A 20,422-nucleotide genomic window follows, 5' to 3' on the forward strand; every position below is an offset into this window, starting at 1 on the left:
CGTACCTCCGTGCGCGCGTCGTTCCGGCCATGATCGAGAGGCCGCGCACCGCCGGATACCCGCAACGTCGAATTTCACACGGATGGGCCGGTCGGACCACCCGTACAGGGCGGACCGACCGGCCCATCAGTCGTTCGGGGGACCGCCGCCTCAGTCCCGGGCGGCCTCGGTGGGCGAGTCCTCCAGACGGCCGTCCAGCCGTGCGACCAGGCCGGTGACCTGACGGGCGATGTCCGGTGCGGTCAGCCCGATCTCGGCCAGCACCTCCTTGCGCGAGGCGTGGTCGAGGAAGCGCGGCGGGATGCCGAAGTCCCGCAGCGGTACGTCCACACCGGCGTCGCGCAGGCTCTGGGCGATCGCGGAACCGACGCCTCCGACGCGGCTGTTGTCCTCGACGGTGACGACGACACGGTGCTGCTCGGCGAGCGGGGCGAGCGCCTCGTCCACCGGCTTGACCCAGCGCGGGTCGACGACGGTGGTGGTGATGCCCTGCTTGTCGAGGAGCCCGGCGATCTCCAGGCACATCGGGGCAAGCGCGCCGACGGAGACCAGCAGGACGTCCGCCGGGCCCTCGGCCGGCCTGCGCAGCACGTCCATACCGCCGACGCGGCCGACGGCGGCGACCGCGGGTCCCACCGCGCCCTTGGAGAAGCGCACCACGGTCGGGGCGTCGTCGATCGCCACCGCTTCGCGGAGCTGGGCGCGCACCTGGTCGGCGTCGCGGGGCGCGGCGATCCGCAGGCCGGGCACGACCTGGAGGATCGACATGTCCCACATGCCGTTGTGCGAGGCGCCGTCGGTGCCGGTGATCCCGGCGCGGTCGAGGACGAACGTCACTCCGCAGCGGTGCAGGGCGACATCCATCAGGACCTGGTCGAAGGCCCGGTTGAGGAAGGTCGCGTAGACGGCGAAGACGGGGTGGACCCCGCCGGTGGCCAGACCCGCCGCGGAGACCGCGCCGTGCTGCTCCGCGATGCCGACGTCGTACACCCGGTCGGGGAAGAGCTTCGCGAACCGGTCGAGGCCGACGGGCTGGAGCATGGCCGCCGTGATGGCGACGATGTCCTCGCGCTCCCTGCCGAGCTTGACCATCTCCTCGCCGAACACGGAGGTCCAGTCGACGCCCGAGGAGGCGATGGGGAGGCCGGTGTCGGGGTGGATCTTCCCCACCGCGTGGAAACGATCCGCCTCGTCGGCGAGCGCGGGCTGGTAGCCGCGGCCCTTCTCGGTGAGGCAGTGCACGATGACCGGGCCGCCGAAGCGCTTGGCGCGCAGCAGCGCGGACTCCAGCGCCTCGATGTCATGGCCGTCGATGGGGCCGACGTACTTGAGCCCGAGGTCCTCGAACATGCCCTGGGGGGCGATGAAGTCCTTGAGGCCCTTCTTGGCGCCGTGCAGGGTGTCGTAGAGGGGTCTGCCGACGACCGGGGTGCGCTCCAGGATGTCCTTGCCGCGGGCCAGGAAGCGTTCGTAGCCGTCGGTGGTGCGCAGGGTGGCGAGGTGGTTCGCGAGGCCGCCGATGGTCGGCGCGTACGAACGCTCGTTGTCGTTGACGACGATGACGAGCGGGCGGTCCTTGGCGGCGGCGATGTTGTTCAGCGCCTCCCAGGCCATGCCGCCGGTGAGCGCGCCGTCACCGATCACCGCGACCACATGGTCGTCCTTCTTGAGTACCTGGTTGGCCTTGGCGATGCCGTCGGCCCAGCCGAGCACGGTGGAGGCGTGCGAGTTCTCGATGATGTCGTGCTCGGACTCGGCGCGGGACGGGTATCCGGAGAGGCCGCCCTTGCTCTTGAGCCGGGAGAAGTCCTGACGGCCGGTGAGCAGTTTGTGGACGTACGACTGGTGGCCCGTGTCGAAGAGGACCTTGTCCTTGGGCGAGTGGAAGACACGGTGCAGGGCGATGGTCAGCTCGACGACACCGAGGTTCGGGCCGAGGTGGCCGCCGGTCTTGGAGACCGCGTCCACCAGGAAGGACCGGATCTCCCCGGCCAACTGCTCAAGCTGCTCCGGGCCGAGCCGGTCCAGATCGCGGGGTCCCCTGATGCGAGTCATCAACTCCCATTCACCCACCCCCGCCCCTGCCCGGCGCGCTTCGCGCGGCACCTGCTTCACTGTGCCTCCTTGCGTGTGAGCTTGCGATTGAGCTGGTCGGGCTGTGCCGATCCGGCGAGTCTAATGTTCCGCTCGCGCGTGTCGTCATCGGGCGGTGGATTGTTCATCACTCGATCGGACGTATGTAGGTCATATGGGCGTCATCCGGAACACACCTGTGCCCGGCACCGGGGGAAGAGGTGCCGGGCACGGGCCCGTACGAGATACGAGACGTACGAGTCGGGGGGTCAGGCGCGGCCCGCGGTCTTCTGCGTCTTGCGCGTGACGGAGTCGATGACGACCGTGGCGAGCAGCACACCGCCGGTGATCATGTAGACGATCGGGGTGGCGATGCCCTGGAGGGCGAGGCCGTACTGGATCGAGGTGATCACCATGACACCGAGCAGCGCGTTCCAGGTGCGGCCCCGGCCGCCGAAGAGACTGGTGCCGCCGATGACGGCCGCCGCGATGGCGTTCATCAGCAGGTCGCCGGTGCCGGCGCCCTGGTTGGCCGCGGCGATCTTGGAGGCGATGAAGAGACCGCCGATGGCCGCGAACGTACCGGCGATCGAGTAGACCGAGATCCGGATCAGCGTGACATTGATGCCCGCGCGGCGGGAGGCCTCGACGCTGCCGCCGAGCGCGAAGATCTTGCGGCCGTAGGTGGTGCGGCGCAGTACGAAGTCGGTGATGACCAGCACCGCCAGGAAGATCACCAGGGCGAGGGGCAGACCCTTGTACTGGTTGAACATGATCGCCGCGGCGAAGGCCACGACGGCGAGTACGGCCGTACGCAGCACGATCTCGCTCAGCGGCCGGGACGGCACACCGGCCGCCTCGCGGCGGCGGTTGTCCAGGAACGAGGTCACGAAGAACACCACGACCGCGACGAGGGCGAGCCCGTAGGCGGCGGCGACATCGGTGAAGTAGTGCGTGGTGAGCTGGGCGACCACGCCGTCCGCCGGCAGGTTGATGGTGCCGGAGTCGCCCAGGAGCTGGAGCATGAAGCCGAGCCAGAAGAGCAGACCGGCCAGGGTGACGGCGAACGCGGGTGCGCCGATACGCGCGAAGAAGAAGCCGTGGATCGCGCCGATGAGCGCGCCGCCGGCGATGGCGATCAGCAGAGCCAGCCAGTCGTTCACCCCGTGGGTGACGCTCAGCACGGCGAAGAGGGCGCCGGACACACCACTGACCGAGCCGACCGACAGATCGATCTCACCGAGCAGCAGGACGAAGACGATACCGGTGGCGATCATGCCGGTACCGACCATGGCCACGGAGATATTGCTGAGGTTCTCCGCGGACAGGAAGTTCGAGTTCAGGCTCTGGAAGACGACACAGATGATGAGCAGACCGACGACGACCGGGATGGAGCCCAGCTCACCGGCGCGTATCTTGCGCTTGAACTCGGTCAGATAGCCACCGAACCCCTGCTCCCGTACGAGCAGCCGCGGGTCGACCGCGGTGACCGCGCCGTCCGCGGCCGCGGGCGCGTCGACCGGCGTGGGGGTCTTGTCCAGCGACGTGGTCGCCGGTCCTGCCGAGGGGGAGGTCTTCTCCGTACTCACTTCTGAACCTCCACGTGGCGCGACTGGCGGCGGGTCACGGCGTTCTCCGTGGCTCCGGTGATGGCCGCGATGATCTCTTCCTGCGAGGTGGACGCGACATCGAAGACGCCGTTGTTGGTGCCGAGCCTGAGCACGGCCACCTTGTCCGCGACGGCCTTGACGTCCGCCATGTTGTGGCTGATGAGCAGTACGGCGAGACCGCGCTCGCGCAGCCGCTCGACGAGGTCGAGCACCTGGGCGGTCTGCTCGACACCGAGGGCCGCGGTCGGCTCGTCGAGGATGACGAGCTTGGGCTCGCCGAGCATGGACCGGGCGATGGCCACGGTCTGGCGCTGGCCGCCGGAGAGCGAGGCGATCGGGATACGGACGCTCGGGATACGGATCGACAGGGTGGTGAGCAGCTCGCGCGAGCGGCGCTCCATCTCGACCTCGTTGAGCACGCCCCAGCTCCGCAGTTCACGGCCGAGGAAGAGATTGCCGACGACATCGATGTTGTCGCACAGCGCGAGGTCCTGGTAGACGGTGGCGATGCCCAGGTTCTGGGCGTCGTGCGGCCTGCTGATCGAGACGGGCCTGCCTTCCCACTCGATGACGCCGTCATCGATGGGGTGCACGCCGGCGATGGTCTTCACCAGCGTGGATTTCCCGGCGCCGTTGTCGCCGACCAGGGCGACCACCTCACCGGAGTGGACCTCAAGCTCTACGTCGGTGAGCGCCTGGACGGCACCGAATCGCTTGGAGACCCCTCGCAACGCCAGCACGGGCGTAGCGGTCACGTGAACCATCTCCTTCGCCGCCTGACCGGCGGGGATGCCGCGCCGGGGGGAGGCGCGGAGGTCGAGCAGAAGAGAACGGAAGGGGCCGGCCACGCGGTGCGGGGGCACGGTGCGCGGCACGGCGGCCGAGGTGGTTCCATCCGGCACCCCGCCCGAGCTGCGGGGCTGTTGAGTGGGCGGGGTGCCGGACAGGCTTCACCGGGGCAGGTCGCCGGGCGGGCCCGGCAGGGACCTCGAAGTCCCCGGAAGACCTACTTCAGACCGATCGCGTCACAGGCGGCCTTGTAGCCACCGGTGCAGATCTCGCCGACCGTGTAGATGCCGTCCTTGATGACGGTGTCGTTGATGTTGTCCTTGGTCAGCGACACGACCGGGACGAGCACCGACGGGACGCCCTTGGTGGTCGGGCTGTCGACGCTGTCCTTGGCGATGGAGTCGAGCTTCTCGCCCTTGGCCAGCGCGACAGCCATCTGAGCGGCCACGGAGGCCTCTTCGGGGTAGGGCTTGTAGACGCTCATGAACTGCTCGCCCGCGACGATGCGCTGCACACCGGCGAGTTCGGCGTCCTGGCCGGTGACCGGCGGGAGCTTGGTGACGCCGGCGCCCTTGAGGGCGGTGATGATACCGCCGGCCATGCCGTCATTGGCGGAGTAGACGCCGATGATCTTGTCCTTGCCGAGGGCGGTGATGGCGCCCTCCATGTTGGCGTTGGCGTTCGCCGGCTTCCACTCCTGGGTGTCGTACTCCTTGCCGATGTTCACCTTGCCGTCGAGCTCGGAGTGGGCGCCCTTCTTGAACAGGGCAGCGTTCGGGTCGGTCACGGCGCCGTTCATCATCACGATGTCGCCGGACTTGGCCTTGTCGCCGAGCGCTTCGAGGAGCGCCTTGCCCTGGACCCGGCCGACCTCTTCGTTGTCGAAGGAGGTGTAGGCGTCGATCGGCCCCTCGGCCAGTCGGTCGTACGCCACGACCGGTATGCCGGCCTCCTTGGCCTTCGTCACCGAGCTGGCGATGGCCTTGGAGTCGACGGCGTCCACGACGAGCACATCGACCTTGTTGGTGACCATCGTGTCGACCTGCTGGCTCTGCAGAGTCGCGTCCTGCTTGGCGTTGGCGTAGACGACCTTGCCCGTGCCGTCGGTCAGTTCGCTGACCTTCTTCTCGAACAGCGGCTTGTCGAACTTCTCGTACCGGGCGGTCTCGTTCTCCGGCAGGAGCAGCCCGACCGTGATCGGGCCCTTGTTGTCCGACTTGGACGCTTCGGCGCTGTCGCCGGACTCCTTCGCGCTGCCACAGGCGGCGAGGGAGACAGCCAGCGCGGTGGTGGCGGTGGCCACGGCAGCACGACGCATCTTTGCGTTCACTTCACAAACCTCCCTGACGAGGCCGCGTCGTTGCGGCCGAGGTGGCTGGAAGTCAACTCGGCTCCGGGGTCGGCGTCAAGGAGTAAATCCTTAACGAGATGACAACGGTGCCATTCGTTATCTAAGTGAAGGCAGGCGCGGTGGCTGGAATGACACTTTCCAAAAGGGTCGAATCGCCCATCTCGCTCAGTACGAGGGCGAGTGCGCCGAGCACCTCGGCCCGGCCTCCGAGCGCCCCGGGGAGCACCGAGAGCTGCCGGGCGGCGCTGGGTATCGCGTACCGGGAGACCGACTCGCGGATGGGTCCCAGCACCAGTTCCCCAGCCTCCGCCAAATCCCCGCCGAGCACCACCCGGCTGGGGTTCAGGAGATTGCACAGGTTCGCCACCCCGCTGCCGATGTGGCGGCCCACGTCGGCGACGACCCGGCGGCAGCCCGGGTCGCCCTCGCGGGCGAGCTGCACCACGCGCTCCATCGTCAGGTCGGCGCCGTGGCTGGACTCCAGCAGCGGCAGGACGTAGCGGGCGGCGGTGAAGGTCTCCAGGCAGCCGCGGTTGCCGCAGCGGCAGACCGGGCCCGACTCGTCCAGGGTGATGTGGCCGATCTCACCGGCCGTACCGCCGGGTCCGCGGTAGATCTGGCCGTCTATGACCAGGCCCGCGCCGACCCCGCTGGCGACCTTGATGTACGCCAGGTCCCTGACCCCGCGCCCGCTCCCCCAGACCAGCTCGCCGAGCGCGCCCAGGTTGGCGTCGTTGTCCACGTACACCGGTACGCCCAGGCGCGCGGCCAGTTCGTCGCTGGGGTTGATACCGCTCCAGCCCGGCAGTATCGAGGTGGAGCCGAGCGTTCCGGACTCGACGTCGATCGGTCCCGGCACACCGAGTCCGACGCCGACCACCTTGGCGCGGCTGACTCCGGTGGTCACGATCAGCCGCTCGACCAGTTGCTCGGCGCGGCCGAATCCCTGGGCGGAGGAGGCGTCCACATCGAGCGGCTCGGACTCCTCCGCGAGCACCTGGTGGGCGAGATTGCCGACGGCGACACGCAGATGGGTGTGGCCGAAGTCGACCCCGATGACGATGCCGGCGTCCCCGCTGAGCGAGACGCTGCGGGCCCGGCGCCCGCCCGCCGAGGTGGGCGTGACCTGGACCGTGCCGCCGTCCTTCAGCTCGCGGACGATATTGGAGACCGTGGCCGCCGACAGTCCCGTGCTCCGGGCGATCTCCGCCTGGGTGAGCGAACCGGCCATACGCACCGCGCGTACGACCCGTTCGAGGTTGGCCCGGTGCAGAGACGACTGCGACCCTGGAGTCTCCACGACTCATCCACTCCTGCCCTTGGCAGGCGGCACGACCGCCGCCGCCGGCCGGGGCCGCGCCAATGAGACCCCGACGTATCTCCAACTTGTGAACCCTAAGCTCAGCCTTTCGGGCCGCTCCCCGTCAAGACCTTGAGCAATGCGGAAGGCAGCAAACCGCCCGCCGACCAGTGTCGACGGGCGGTTCGTACGATTTGTTCCGCTCGGGCGGCTCCGCTACTTCAGGGCTCCCGCTGTGAGACCGGCCACTACCTGGCGCTGGAAGATGATGTACGCGGCGAGCACCGGCAGCATCGCCATCACCAGTCCGGCGAACAGACCCGACCAGTCGCCCTTGTATCCCTGGCTGACCGCGAGCTGCACCAGGCCCTGCGAGAGGACCTTCTTCTCCGGGTCGGTGTTCAGCACCGTGGGCAGCAGGTACTGGTTCCACTGGCCCAGGAAGTTGAAGATCCCGACGCTGATCAGACCCGGCCGGGCCATCGGCAGCATCACCTGGAAGAAGGTCCGGGTGTGCGAGGCGCCGTCGATGATCGCCGCTTCCGCCACCGAGGTGGGCAGCGTCCTGAAGAAGGAAGTGAGGAAGAAGACCGTGAACGGCAGCGAGTAGGCGATATAGACCAGGATCAGGCCATGGATGGTGTCCAGCAGGCCCAGATTGTTCATCACGTAGAACAGCGGGACCAGGGCCAGGATGACCGGGAAGCTCATCCCGCCGATGAACAGGTAGTAGATGAAGCGGTTCCCCGGGAACTCGAAGCGCGCCAGGACGTACGCGGCCATCGAGCCGAGCAGCAGGGTCCCCACCAGTGAACCGGCCACCACCAGAACGGTGTTGAGGAAGTAGTCGCTCATATGCGCCTGGGTCCAGGCGCGCGACCAGTTCTCGAAGTGCAGGGTGTCCGGCAGCGACCACGGCTTGGTGAAGATGGACTTGTCGTCCTTGAAGGACGTCATGACCGCCCACAGCAGCGGCATCACGACCAGGAGGGCCCAGATGACGAGCACACCGTGCGAGAAGACGTTGAGGACGCCGCCGCCCTTGGTCTCCTTCGCGGGCAGCGGGGCCGACGTCTTGGCGAGCGGCTCGGCCGCGGCGGCCGGGGCCGGCTCCTGGGCGCCGGCGGGGGGAGGGGTGTCAGTGGTCTTCATCAGAACTCCAGCCGCTCACGTCGGCCCAGCCGCATCACGACGGCGGCGAAGGCCAGCGTGACGACGAGGAGGGCGACTCCGATCGTGGTCGCATAGGCCGCCTGACCGTCACGGAACGCCTTCTGGTAGACGAGCAGGGTCAGTACGTTGGTGGAATCGGCGGGCCCGCCCGGCCCCACGGTCATGATCTGGACGACCGCGAAGGACTCCGCGCCCAGGGCGAGGATGCCCATGTAGACCCACCCCGACTGCACCGTGTCCCACAGCAGCGGAAGCGTGATGCGGAAGAAGGTGGTGAAGCGGCTCGCGCCGTCCAGCAGCGCCGCCTCGTAGAAGTCCTTGGGGATGGAGGCCATGCCCGCGGAGAACAGGACCACGAAGAAGCCGGTGGTGGACCAGACCAGGACGGCCATCACACACCACAGCGCCAGCTTGGGATCGCCCAGCCACTCCGGCTTCACACTGCCCAGGCCGAACGCGTCGAGCGCCGAGTTGATGGCGCCGCTGTTCGGGTTGTACGCGAACTGGAAGAGCAGCGCGACAATCGCGATCGAGAGCACCTGCGGAAAGAAATACACGATCTTGTAGAAGCCGGAACCGCGCACACCCGAAATCGCGGCTCCCTTCCGCCGGCGCCCGCCGACATTCAGCATGAAGGCGAAGAACAGCGCGAGGCCGAGCACCACCACCGGAAGCAGCAGCGCGAAGAGCAGACTGTGCTGGAGGGAACTCCAGAAGGTGCTGTCGTCCAGCATCCGGGTGTAGTTGTCGAAGCCGACCATCGAGAAGTCGGGGCTGAGCCCGGTCCAGTCCGTGAACGAGTAATAGATGGACTGGATGAACGGCCATACGACGAAAAGCGCGTACAGCGCCAGCGGGGCGATCAGAAACCCCACGATGAACCGGTACTTGCCGTGTTGCATGTCTCCCGACCCCGAATCCCGGCGGGTGCCGCCGTGCTGCCCTGGAGAGCCCGTCGGACTCCGTACGGGGCCGACGGGCCGGAACCGGAAGCCCCGGCGGGGCCTCCGGCCGCTTCCGCTCCTACTGGTGCTTGTAGTGCTTGATGGAGCTGTCCTTGGCCGCCGCGTCGGCGTACTCCTGGGCCTTGTTCATGGCCTCGGCCGGGGTCATGCGCCCGGCCATCATCTCGCCGAGCACGCCCACGCCGATCTTCTCCTTCTGGAGGGCGGCGTACCAGTCCTGGAGGCGCGGGTTCAGTACGTTGTCGCCCGCCTTGGCGAGGGCGTCGACACCGGACTGGAGCGCGGTGGACAGGGTCAGGCCGTCGGTGCCGCCGTTGAAGGAGGTGAGCGACTTGACCTTGGTGGTGAAGTTCTTCGACGAGGCCTCGCTCAGCATGATGCGGAGCTGCTCCATGCCGCCGTCGGGGTTCTTGGCCTTCGACGGGACGATGAAGGGCTCACCGCCGGAGGCCCAGATGGTGCCGAACGGCAGCTTGTCGGAGCTGTCCAGACTGGACGGCGCGGCCACCTTCATCTGGAAGTCCGCCGGCGTGGTCTTGGCCGCCTCGTTCTCCACCCAGGAGCCGTTCGGGATGAACAGCGCCTTGCCCTCGGTCCACGCGGTCTGCGACTGGATGTGGTCGAGTCCGGGGGTGCCCTGGAGGATGTAGCCCTTCTTGAACAGCTCGTAGTACGCCTCGAAGGCGGACTTCACGGCCGGGTTCTTCCAGGCGTTCGGCTCCAGGTTGTCGATCGCGTCGAGGACCTCGCGGCCGCCGATCTTGCCGATGAACGGGTAGAGCGAGAAGGGGATGTAGTACGGGTACTTGCCCGCGTACGTCCAGCCGGCGATGTTCTTCTTCTTGGCCTTCTCGCAGAGGGCCAGCATCGCGTCCCAGTCCTCGGGGTACTCCGCGTCCAGCCTGTCGAGCGCGGTCTGCGAGTACCACACGCCGTACACCGTGTAGGCGTAGTACATGATCCAGACCGGGTCGCCGTCGAACTGGCCCATCTCGACGACACCGGGGCGCAGCGTGTCGCGGACCTTCTTGGCCGGGTCGTCGTACGACGGGGCGTCCAGCAGCGGGGTGAGGTCGGCGAGCTGCTTCTTGCCGACGAGGACGCCCATGTCCATCTGCTCGGCACCCGAGTTGTCGATCAGGTCCGGCGGGGTGCCGCCGTTGAAGCGCGGCTGGAGCTGCGACTGGATCTTCTGAGTCGGGGTGAACTTCACCTTCGCCTCGGGGAAGGCCTTCTCGTACTGCTTGACGGCGTCCGTGGCGTACTCCGTACCGAAACCGCCGTCGAACAGGACGAAGTCGAGCGGCGCGGTCGCGTTGACCCCGAGCGGGTTCTTCGCGGACTTCTCGCCCTTCTCGACCTTGTTGTCGCTCCCGCTGTCGCTGCTCGCGCAGGACGCCAGGAAGCTCATCGTCGGGACGGTGATCAGGCCGATCGCGGCGGACCGCTTGATCACATCACGACGGCCGAGGCCCCCGTTGTGCTGAGCGGAGGTGGATCCCATGCTCAAGTCCTCGCCTTCTCCAGGACTCAGGCGGTGTACCGGTCGCCCGTGCTTCTCGCCTGAGGAGAAGGGCCCCGCCACCGCGGTCAATTGAAGCTGGGTCGTGCAGGGTTGTGGTTGTCGCGCCGTTGAACCGTTGAACCGTTGAGTCGTATGTCGTCGGAGTCGTATGCCGTCGCTCGCGTCTGCTGCTTCGCTCGCTTCGGTCGGGGGAGTACGGGCCGGAACGGACCGGCCTGAAGTGGACAGAGCCCTCCCCGACGCCCCCTGTCCTCCTACGTGTTGTCCGCCACTGCGGGAAACACCAGGGGCGGACGCCGACAGGTATAGTCCACTTCCCGTCAACTGAGCAAGATCGAAAGCGGGTTTGGGCGGCAGTCTTTCCCTAGTTGAGACCTCGCGGATATCCGAGCCGGTTGTGTACTCATTCGACCACCTCCGGCCTCTTCGGAATGGCCGATTCCGAAAGTTCCACCCACGCAACACCCTTGACACCATCCTGCACTTGGCCCCTACTGGACCCTGCGCTCTCGTTTGACAACGTTGTCCGACTTGGTACGCAGGAGGAAAGGCTCGGTATGCAGCAGAGATCCGGACCCCGGCGCAGACAATGGCACACCGCCGCCCTGGTGGCGGCCGCCGCTCTGCTCGTCGTAACGGCACAGTCCGCCGCCGTGGCACAGCCCGCGCAACCCAGGCCCGCGGAAAAGGAATTCACGTCATCCTTCGAGGCGGACGAAAAACAGCCGGACTGGCGCAATACCGTTGAAGTGGGGCCCGGTGGAGAGAAGCGGGCATCCGGTGTCGACGGCGGCTTCACCAGCGGAATCCCGGGCAATGTCACCGACAGGGTCGTGGAGCTGCGCGCGAGCGGCGAGAACTCCGGCTCCGGTGAGACCAAGGAGAACCTGGTCGACGTCCAGTCGGCCAGCAAGTGGCTGGCGTTCAGCAGGACCGCGTGGGTCGAGTTCGATCTGGACGCCCCGGTCAAGGTCGTCACGTACGCGCTGACCTCGGCGAACGACCACGCGGAGCGCGACCCCAAGGACTGGAGGCTCCAGGGCTCCACGGACGGCAAGGAGTGGAAGGACCTCGACACCCGCACGGGCGAGACCTTCGGCCAGCGCTTCCAGACCAAGACGTACGATTTTGCCAATACCACCGCATATCAGCACTACCGGCTGGACATCACGGCCAACAACGGTGCCACGGACGCGACTCAGCTCGCCGATGTCCAGTTCTCCAACGGCGATACGAGCACCCCGGCGCCCCAGGACATGCGCACGCAGGTCGACCGCGGCCCCTCCGGCTCCCCCACCGCCAAGTCGGCCGCGGGGTTCACGGGAGTGCGGGCGCTTAAGTATTCCGGTACGCACCAGCCGGACGGGCGGGCGTACTCGTACAACAAGATCTTCGACGTCAACACGGCCGTGCGGCGCGACACCGCGCTCTCGTACCGGATCTATCCCGCCATGGGCGAGACGGATCTGAACTACCCGGCCACGAACGTCTCCGTCGATCTCGCCTTCACCGACGGCACCTACCTGAGTGATCTGAAGGCCGTCGACGCGCACGGCGGTCTGCTGACCCCGCAGGGCCAGGGCGCCGCCAAGCGGCTCTACGTCAACCAGTGGAACCAGGTCGACTCGCGGATCGGCTCGGTCGCGGCCGGCAAGACGGTCGACCGGATCCTGGTGGCGTACGACTCGCCGCAGGGCCCCGCCACCTTCCAGGGCTGGATCGACGACATCACCCTGGCGCCCAAGGCGCCCGAGAAGCGGCTCGCGCATCTGTCGGACTACGCGTCCACCACGCGCGGCACCAACTCCAGCGGCTCCTTCTCGCGCGGCAACACCTTCCCGGCGACGGCCGTGCCCAACGGTTTCAACTTCTGGACCCCGGTGACCAACGCCGGGTCGAACAGTTGGCTGTACGAGTACAGCCGCGGCAACAACGCCGACAATCTGCCGACCGTGCAGGCCTTCAGCGCCAGCCATGAGCCCAGCCCCTGGATGGGCGACCGGCAGACCTTCCAGTTGATGCCGTCGGCCGCCGAGGGCACGCCCAACGCGTCCCGTACGGCGCGGGCGCTGCCGTTCCGGCACGAGAACGAGACCGCGAAGCCGCACTACTACGGGGTGACGTTCGAGAACGGCCTCCGAACGGAGATGACGCCGACCGATCACGCGGCGATGGTGCGGGTGACCTATCCGGGCGCCGACGCGAGCATGATCTTCGACAACATCTCCAACGCGGGCGGGCTGACCCTCGACCCGGAGAACAGTTCCTTCACCGGCTTCTCGGATGTCAGGAGCGGTCTGTCGACGGGCGCCACGCGGCTGTTCGTATACGGCGTCTTCGACGCGCCCGTCACGGCGAGCGGCAAGCTGTCCGGTGGCGGTGGCTCGGATGTCACCGGGTATCTGCGCTTCGACGCGGGGGATGACCGTACGGTCAATCTGCGTATCGCGACGTCACTGATCAGTGTGGACCAGGCGAAGAAGAACCTCGCCGACGAGATCCCCGCGGGCACCCGTTTCGAGCGGGTCAGGGACCGGGCGCAGGACGCCTGGGACGACATCCTGGGCCGGGTGGAGGTGGAGGGCGCGGACCACGACCAGCTCACCACGCTCTACTCCAGCCTCTACCGGCTGTATCTGTATCCCAACTCCGGCTTCGAGAACACCGGTTCGCAGGCGCGTCCGAAGCAGCAGTACGCCAGCCCCTTCTCGCCGAAGACCGGCCAGGACACCCCGACGCAGACCGGCGCGAAGATCGTCGACGGCGAGGTGTACGTCAACAACGGCTTCTGGGACACCTACCGGACGACCTGGCCGGCGTACTCCTTCCTCACCCCCGACCGGGCGGGCGAGCTGGTGGACGGCTTCGTCCAGCAGTACAAGGACGGCGGCTGGATCTCCCGCTGGTCCTCCCCCGGCTACGCGGACCTGATGACCGGCACCAGTTCGGATGTCGCCTTCGCCGACGCGTACGTCAAGGGTGTCGACTTCGACGCGGAGGCGGCGTACGAAGCGGCGCTGAAGAACGCCACGGTGGTGCCGCCGAGTTCGGGCGTGGGCCGCAAGGGCATGGAGACCTCCCCCTTCCTCGGCTACGCCTCCACGGAGACGCACGAGGGCCTGTCCTGGTCGCTGGAGGGCTACCTCAACGACTACGGCCTGTCGCAGATGGGCGAGGCGCTCTACAAGAAGACCAAGAAGGCGCGCTACAAGGAGGAGTCCGAGTACTTCCGCAACCGCGCCCAGAACTACGTCACCCTCTTCGACTCCGAGGCCGGCTTCTTCCAGGGCCGTGACCTCAAGGGCGACTGGCGGGTGGCCTCGGACCAGTACGACCCGAGGGTGTGGGGGTACGACTACACCGAGACGAACGGCTGGGGTTACGCCTTCACCGCCCCGCAGGACTCGCGCGGCCTGGCGAACCTGTACGGCGGCCGGGCGGGCCTCGCCGAGAAGCTGGACACGTACTTCGCGACGCCCGAGACGGCCGGCCAGGAGTTCGTCGGCTCGTACGGCGGTGTCATCCACGAGATGACGGAGGCGCGGGACGTACGGATGGGCATGTACGGCCACTCCAACCAGGTCGCCCATCACGCCACGTACATGTACGACGCGGCCTCGCAGCCCTGGAAGACCCAGGAGAAGGTCCGCGAGGTCCTGAGCCGCCTGTACGTCGGCAGCGAGATAGGGCAGGGCTACCACGGCGACGAGGACAACGGCGAGCAGTCCGGCTGGTACCTGTTCTCGGCGCTGGGCTTCTATCCGCTGGTGATGGGCAGCGGGGAGTACGCGATAGGCTCGCCGCTCTTCACCAAGGCGACGGTCCATCTCGACAACGGCCGCACGCTGGTGGTCAAGGCGCCGAAGAACAGCAGCAAGAACATCTATGTCCAGGGCCTCAAGGTCAACGGCAAGTCCTGGAACTCCACGGCGCTCCCGCACGATCTGATCGCCCGCGGCGGCACGCTGGAGTTCGCGATGGGCCCGAGGCCGTCGAAGTGGGGCACGGGCAAGAACGCGGCCCCGGTCTCGATCACCGAGGACGACAGGACCCCGTCCCCGCGGACGGATGCGCTGCCTTCCTCCGCGGGCCCGCTGTTCGACAACTCTTCGCGCACGGAGGCGGCGGTCGAGACCGCGGACCTCCCGGCACCCGCCGGAACGCGAGCGGTCCAGTACACCCTCACCTCGTCGACGGCCGCCAAGGCCCCGACGGCCTGGACCCTTCAGGGCTCGACGGACGGCACCACCTGGCGCACCATCGACACCAGGTCGTCCCAGTCCTTCACCTGGGACAAACAGACCCGGGCCTTCACGATCGCGAGGCCGGGCACGTACGAGAAGTACCGCTTGGTGAGCGAGACTCCGTCGGCCCTGGCGGAGGTGGAACTGCTCAGGTAACAGCCTGAGTCATGGATACGGAGGCGGGCCGCCGGCAGGATCCGGCGGCCCGTTTCCCGTTGTTGCTCAACCCGCGGCGGCGCGGCTTTCGATCCGGGTGCGGGCCGCGACGGCGCGGGGGTCGTCGTAACCTGCCAGCAGTCCCAGGGCGTCCGCCCAGTGCGTACGGGCGGCCTCCGGGTCGTCGATGACCAGAGCTTCGGCCAGACCGTCCAGCGCCATCGCCTCGTCCCACGTGTCACCGAAGGCACGATGCACGGCCGCGGCCCGGCGATGGAAGTGCGCGGCTTCCTTCTGCCGGTCGACCTGCCGGTACGCCTGTGCCGTACCGTTCCACCCCATGGCCTCCCGGCTCCGGTTCCCGAGCCGCCGGTGCAGGGTGGCGGACCGCTGATACGAGGCGAGCGCCTCGGTGGGCAGGCTGTTGGCGAGCTGGGCGTCGCCGAGGGTGAGGAGCCAGTAGCCCTCCAGCCGCTGATCGCGCAGAGCAAGAGCGATGTCCACCGCCTCACGGGCCGTCAACGCCTGGCGGCCGGCGGTGGACGCTTCCGAGAGACGGCCGGGGCGTGGAGGTCAAGCATCGGCGATGTCCGGTTTCGCGGCGCTGAGCATGGTTCCCGGGATGACGACCAGTCGTTCGTCCGCGGCGAGGGTGACGCCCTCCGGCAGGTGTGGAGCGTAATGCGAGGTGAGGTCGCGGCCGATTACCGCGATATCGCCGTTGTCGAGCTGCCAGATGTCCGGGCAGTCGTCCTTGCCGTCCGAATGACCCAGTTCCTTGGCCGGCTTTCCCAGTCGTCGCTCGAATAACGCCGACGGATCGGCCTCCCAGGCACGTCCCATGCCTGCCTCCACTCAGGGTTGATTGAGTGCGCAACTGCTCCACATTGTATGTGCACATGATTACTCAGAGCAACATCCCCGGAGGCGGGTTCGCGCCATCGAAGCCGCCGAACGCGGCGAGGGCCATGCCCCGTACGCATACGTACGTACGGAACACGGCCCCCGGCTCATCGCCGTCAGCACGGCAACGGCAACCGCCGCCTACTTGCGGATCAGGCTCCGCAGCACGTACTGCATGATCCCGCCGTTGCGGTAGTAGTCCGCCTCACCGGGGGTGTCGATGCGGACCACCGCGTCGAACTCGACGCCCGTGTCCGTGGTGACCTTGACCGTGCTGGGCGTCGTGCCGTTGTTCAGTTCCGTCACGCCCGTGAAGGAGAAGGTCTCCTCGCCCGTCAGGCCCAGCGCCTGGGCCGACGCGCCCTCCGGGTACTGGAGCGGGAGGACGCCCATGCCGATCAGGTTCGAGCGGTGGATGCGCTCGTACGACTCGGCGATGACGGCCTTCACGCCCAGCAGCGCGGTGCCCTTCGCCGCCCAGTCGCGGGACGAGCCCGAGCCGTACTCCTTGCCCGCCAGGACGACCAGCGGGACGCCCGCCGCCTGGTAGTTCTGCGAGGCGTCGTAGATGAAGGAGACCGGGGCGCCCTCGCGGGTGAAGTCGCGGGTGAAGCCGCCCTCCGTGCCCGGTGCGATCTGGTTGCGCAGGCGGATGTTGGCGAAGGTGCCGCGGATCATCACCTCGTGGTTGCCGCGGCGCGAGCCGTACGAGTTGAAGTCGCGCCGCTCGACGCCGTGCTCGGTGAGGTACGTACCGGCCGGGGTGTCGGCCTTGATCGCGCCCGCCGGGGAGATGTGGTCGGTGGTGACCGAGTCGCCCAGCTTGGCCAGCACCCGCGCGCCGGTGATGTCCTCGACCGGGGTGGTCTCCATCGTCATGCCCTCGAAGTACGGGGGCTTGCGGACATAGGTCGACTGCGGGTCCCACTCGAAGGTGTTGCCGGTCGGGATCGGCAGCGCCTGCCACTGCGCGTCGCCCGCGAAGACGTCCTGGTAGGACTTGTTGAACATGTCCTCGCCGATGGAGTTGGCCACCACATCGTTGACCTCGGCCTCGGTGGGCCAGATGTCTTCGAGGTAGACGGGCTTGCCGTCCTGGTCGATGCCCAGGGCGTCCCTGGTGATGTCGACCTTCATCGAGCCGGCGAGGGCGTACGCGACGACCAGCGGCGGGGACGCCAGGTAGTTCATCTTGACGTCGGGGTTGATCCGGCCCTCGAAGTTGCGGTTGCCGGAGAGCACCGAAGTGACGGCCAGGTCGTGCTCGTTGACGGCCCTGGAGACCTCCTCGGGCAGCGGGCCCGAGTTGCCGATGCAGGTCGTGCAGCCGTAACCGACCAGGTTGAAGCCGACCTTGTCGAGATACGGGGTGAGGCCCGCCTTGTCGAAGTAGTCCGTGACGACCTTCGAGCCAGGGGCGAGGGTGGTCTTGACCCACGGCTTGCGCGACAGGCCCTTCTCGACCGCCTTCTTGGCCACCAGCGCGGCGGCGACCATGACATACGGGTTCGAGGTGTTGGTGCAGGAGGTGATCGCGGCGACGGTGACGGCGCCGTGGTCGATCTCGTACGTCGAGCCGTCGGGCGCGGTGACCAGCGTCGGCCGCGTCGGTACGCCGTCGGCGTAGGCCGGGGCGTCGGAGGCCGGGAAGGACTCCTTGCCCGCCTCCTCGTCCTCGGTGACGTAGTTCCGTACGTCCTCCAGGAACTTCTGCTTGGCCTCGGCCAGGACGATACGGTCCTGGGGGCGCTTCGGGCCCGCGATGGAGGGGACGACCGTGGCGAGGTCCAGCTCCAGCTTCTCGGAGAAGTCGGGCTCGGCGGCCGGGTCGAGCCAGAGGCCCTGCTCCTTGGCGTACGCCTCGACGAGCGCGACCTGCTGGTCGCTGCGGCCGGTCAGCCGCAGGTACTTGAGGGTCTCGTCGTCGATCGGGAAGATCGCGGCGGTGGAGCCGAACTCCGGGGACATGTTGCCGATGGTGGCGCGGTTCGCGAGCGAGGTCGCGGCGACGCCCTCGCCGTAGAACTCGACGAACTTGCCGACGACGCCGTGCTTGCGCAGCATCTCGGTGATCGTGAGGACCAGGTCGGTGGCGGTGGTGCCGGCGGGCAGCTCGCCGGTCAGCTTGAAGCCGACGACGCGCGGGATGAGCATCGAGACCGGCTGGCCGAGCATCGCGGCCTCGGCCTCGATGCCGCCGACGCCCCAGCCGAGCACACCGAGGCCGTTGACCATGGTGGTGTGCGAGTCGGTGCCGACGAGGGTGTCGGGGTACGCCTGGCCGCCGCGGACCATGACCGTACGGGCCAGGTGCTCGATATTCACCTGGTGGACGATGCCGGTGCCGGGCGGGACGACCTTGAACTCGTCGAACGCGGTCTGGCCCCAGCGCAGGAACTGGTAACGCTCCTTGTTGCGCCCGTACTCCAGCTCCACGTTCTGCGCGAAGGACTCCGGCGTACCGAACTTGTCGGCGATCACGGAGTGGTCGATGACCAGCTCGGCGGGGGCCAGCGGATTGATCTTCGCCGGGTCGCCGCCCAGCTCCTTGACGGCCTCGCGCATGGTGGCGAGGTCCACGACGCAGGGCACACCGGTGAAGTCCTGCATGATCACACGGGCCGGGGTGAACTGGATCTCCTGGCTCGGCTGGGCCTGGGAGTCCCAGCCGCCGAGCGCGCGGATGTGAGCGGCGGTGATGTTCGCGCCGTCCTCGGTACGGAGCAGGTTCTCCAGCAGCACCTTCAGGCTGTAAGGGAGGCGCGCGGAGCCCTCGACCTTGTCCAGCCGGAAGATCTCGTACGACTCGCCGCCCACGCGCAGCGTGCTGCGGGCGTCGAAGCTGTTCGCCGACACGACAGTCTCCTTCATCAATGTGCGCGTACTACCGCGCCGTACCTCTATAACCGACTACCGCCGCGCGATGCCGCCACGGCCCTCGCCGATCCGCTAAGGTAAGACTTGGTTAGGTAACCCTTACCGACTGGCGGCCGCGGGTACGCCTTCGGTAGATATCTCGATGTCGAGATAACTCTAGTACATGCCCGCCGCCCGGTCATGCGCGGGCCCGGTGACCTTTCGCGGTGAAGCCGTCGGACAGAGCTTCCAGGGGCCGCGGTCATGAACTCGTGGTCGCCGGGCGTGGCACTACACCGGATCGGCTCATTGCCTCTGCCCGACGCGCCGATCTTCCCGGAGTTGCTTCACCGGGCCCACCGCGCCGAATCGCCCACCTCGCCGTGAAGCCGCGCGTCAGCGATGCGTCAGGCGCGGTTCAGTCGCATGGAGGAGCCCGGCGGGCGGGGTTTCCGGGCGGGGCGGGCGGCGGGCGGGGGCTCGGTCGGTGCTTGCCAGGGGTAGTTGTACGGTCACTGGGCGGAGCTGCCAGGGGGCGTGCTCGTCGTTACGCTCGCCTCAGTGGACGGTGGATGGCGCGGACTCGCCAGGTGATACGCCGGGCCGCCACCATCGACCACGCTGGACTCCTCATCCCCGTCGTCGAAGGAGACCACTCGTGAAGCCCGTGAAGCCCGTGAAGTTCATGAAGCCCGCGAGGATCCCTCGCAAGGCGTCCGCCGCTCTCGCCGTCACGGCACTGCTCACCTCGCCGGCCACCACCGCGTTCGCGCAGGACGGCTCGCGTGGGGTGAAGGCCGAGGAGGTGAGGGCGGCAGGGGTGTTCGTACCGCCGTCACCGGGCCGGCTCGCCGAGGCGCTGACGTACGACGTGAAACTGGTGCCCGTGGGCGCGCGCATCGCCGTCGTCGAGCGGGTGGGGGAACGTGCCGGCGGGCGTGCCGGCGAGGAGGCCGCCGGCGCGGCGACCGACGTCCGGCTCTGGGTGAGCGGGCTGCTGCCCCACCGGATGTACGGCGCACATGTACACACCGAACCGTGCGGCCGCACCCCGGAGGAGGCGGGGCCGCACTACCAGAACGTGAAGGACCCCGAGCAGCCCTCCACCGACCCCGCCTACGCCAACCGGGAGAACGAGGTCTGGCTGGACTTCACCACCGGCAGCGGGGGCCGGGCCGCGTCCGAGTCGCGGCACACCTGGCGTTTCCGGGCGGGCGAGGCGCGGTCCGTGGTCATCCATGAGCACGGGACGGCGACGGCCGCGGGCGAGGCGGGAGTGGCGGGCGCGCGGCTCGCCTGCCTCACTGTGCCCTTCGAGTGAACGCGGGGGCGCGGCCGGATCGTCCGGTACGGGAGACCGTTCCGTACGTACGGGGGGTGTGCGGGGGTGCGGGGATACGGGGGGTGTGCGGGGGGGGGTACGGGACACCGGGCCGCGCCTGGCCCACCCTGGAGGAGGATGGGGGCGCGCCAGGGG

At 68.1% G+C, this 20,422-nt stretch carries 13 protein-coding genes and 1 pseudogene; 3 read left to right on the forward strand and 11 right to left on the reverse strand.

All coding sequences use genetic code 11. The annotated features are described in order from the left end of the window. Window positions 1-150: 150 nt before the first annotated feature. From dxs to ngcE, 8 genes are all read right to left on the reverse strand, one after another. On the reverse strand, window positions 151-2,055 hold the full coding sequence (gene dxs / locus ACFU9P_RS20060) for a 1-deoxy-D-xylulose-5-phosphate synthase (RefSeq protein WP_376382311.1): 1,905 nt from the start codon (window positions 2,053-2,055) through the stop codon (window positions 151-153). A 287-nt stretch (window positions 2,056-2,342) separates the two neighbouring features. After that, complete coding sequence (locus tag ACFU9P_RS20065) at window positions 2,343-3,662, reverse strand: sugar ABC transporter permease (protein ID WP_376382309.1); 1,320 nt, start codon at window positions 3,660-3,662, stop codon at window positions 2,343-2,345. Next, window positions 3,659-4,447, reverse strand: coding sequence for an ATP-binding cassette domain-containing protein (locus tag ACFU9P_RS20070; protein WP_376382333.1), 789 nt, complete (start codon window positions 4,445-4,447; stop codon window positions 3,659-3,661). Before ACFU9P_RS20070 ends, ACFU9P_RS20065 begins: the two co-directional genes overlap by 4 nt. Window positions 4,448-4,689: 242 nt before the next feature. Then, on the reverse strand, window positions 4,690-5,802 hold the full coding sequence (locus tag ACFU9P_RS20075; RefSeq protein ID WP_376382307.1) for a substrate-binding domain-containing protein: 1,113 nt from the start codon (window positions 5,800-5,802) through the stop codon (window positions 4,690-4,692). A gap of 121 nt (window positions 5,803-5,923) precedes the next feature. Then, the gene (locus ACFU9P_RS20080) at window positions 5,924-7,123 is read right to left on the reverse strand and encodes an ROK family protein (RefSeq protein WP_376382305.1); all 1,200 of its coding nucleotides are present in this window, start codon (window positions 7,121-7,123) and stop codon (window positions 5,924-5,926) included. A gap of 216 nt (window positions 7,124-7,339) precedes the next feature. Further along, window positions 7,340-8,275, reverse strand: coding sequence for a carbohydrate ABC transporter permease (locus ACFU9P_RS20085; RefSeq protein ID WP_376382303.1), 936 nt, complete (start codon window positions 8,273-8,275; stop codon window positions 7,340-7,342). After that, window positions 8,275-9,198, reverse strand: coding sequence for a carbohydrate ABC transporter permease (locus ACFU9P_RS20090; RefSeq protein WP_376382302.1), 924 nt, complete (start codon window positions 9,196-9,198; stop codon window positions 8,275-8,277). The genes ACFU9P_RS20085 and ACFU9P_RS20090 overlap by 1 nt, the downstream gene beginning before the upstream one ends. Before the next feature lie 121 nt (window positions 9,199-9,319). Beyond that, window positions 9,320-10,765: an N-acetylglucosamine/diacetylchitobiose ABC transporter substrate-binding protein gene (gene ngcE, locus ACFU9P_RS20095; protein ID WP_376382300.1), complete on the reverse strand. Its 1,446-nt coding sequence runs from the start codon at window positions 10,763-10,765 to the stop codon at window positions 9,320-9,322. Window positions 10,766-11,343: 578 nt separating this feature from the next. Between ngcE and ACFU9P_RS20100 the strand changes: the two genes are divergently transcribed. Beyond that, window positions 11,344-15,186, forward strand: a complete 3,843-nt coding sequence (locus ACFU9P_RS20100) for a GH92 family glycosyl hydrolase (protein WP_376382298.1) — start codon at window positions 11,344-11,346, stop codon at window positions 15,184-15,186. 66 nt (window positions 15,187-15,252) lie between these two features. On the opposite strand, the gene ACFU9P_RS20105 is transcribed toward ACFU9P_RS20100, so the two are convergent. The 3 genes from ACFU9P_RS20105 to acnA form a co-directional block, all read right to left on the reverse strand. Further along, window positions 15,253-15,690, reverse strand: a complete 438-nt coding sequence (locus ACFU9P_RS20105) for a hypothetical protein (protein WP_384082535.1) — start codon at window positions 15,688-15,690, stop codon at window positions 15,253-15,255. A 69-nt stretch (window positions 15,691-15,759) separates the two neighbouring features. Then, complete coding sequence (locus ACFU9P_RS20110) at window positions 15,760-16,029, reverse strand: hypothetical protein (RefSeq protein ID WP_376382292.1); 270 nt, start codon at window positions 16,027-16,029, stop codon at window positions 15,760-15,762. Window positions 16,030-16,230: 201 nt separating this feature from the next. Further along, on the reverse strand, window positions 16,231-18,945 hold the full coding sequence (acnA, locus tag ACFU9P_RS20115; RefSeq protein WP_384082538.1) for an aconitate hydratase AcnA: 2,715 nt from the start codon (window positions 18,943-18,945) through the stop codon (window positions 16,231-16,233). A gap of 246 nt (window positions 18,946-19,191) precedes the next feature. Between acnA and ACFU9P_RS20120 the strand changes: the two are divergent. Next, window positions 19,192-19,332: pseudogene (locus ACFU9P_RS20120) on the forward strand (branched-chain amino acid aminotransferase); the annotation flags it as partial. A gap of 271 nt (window positions 19,333-19,603) precedes the next feature. After that, complete coding sequence (locus ACFU9P_RS20125; protein WP_384082541.1) at window positions 19,604-20,266, forward strand: superoxide dismutase family protein; 663 nt, start codon at window positions 19,604-19,606, stop codon at window positions 20,264-20,266. The last annotated feature ends 156 nt before the right edge of the window (window positions 20,267-20,422 follow it).

The sequence above is a fragment of the Streptomyces sp. NPDC057617 genome (assembly GCF_042800555.1).
Classification (GTDB): domain Bacteria; phylum Actinomycetota; class Actinomycetes; order Streptomycetales; family Streptomycetaceae; genus Streptomyces.

Bases quoted from the DNA above. Each gene is read 5' to 3' on its own strand.
- dxs (WP_376382311.1), bottom strand. From the start codon at position 2,055: ATGACTCGCATCAGGGGACCCCGCGATCTGGACCGGCTCGGCCCGGAG.
- ACFU9P_RS20070 (WP_376382333.1), bottom strand. From the start codon at position 4,447: ATGGTTCACGTGACCGCTACGCCCGTGCTGGCGTTGCGAGGGGTCTCC.
- ACFU9P_RS20085 (WP_376382303.1), bottom strand. From the start codon at position 8,275: ATGAAGACCACTGACACCCCTCCCCCCGCCGGCGCCCAGGAGCCGGCC.
- ACFU9P_RS20090 (WP_376382302.1), bottom strand. From the start codon at position 9,198: ATGCAACACGGCAAGTACCGGTTCATCGTGGGGTTTCTGATCGCCCCG.
- ngcE (WP_376382300.1), bottom strand. From the start codon at position 10,765: ATGGGATCCACCTCCGCTCAGCACAACGGGGGCCTCGGCCGTCGTGAT.
- ACFU9P_RS20100 (WP_376382298.1), top strand. From the start codon at position 11,344: ATGCAGCAGAGATCCGGACCCCGGCGCAGACAATGGCACACCGCCGCC.
- ACFU9P_RS20110 (WP_376382292.1), bottom strand. From the start codon at position 16,029: ATGGGACGTGCCTGGGAGGCCGATCCGTCGGCGTTATTCGAGCGACGA.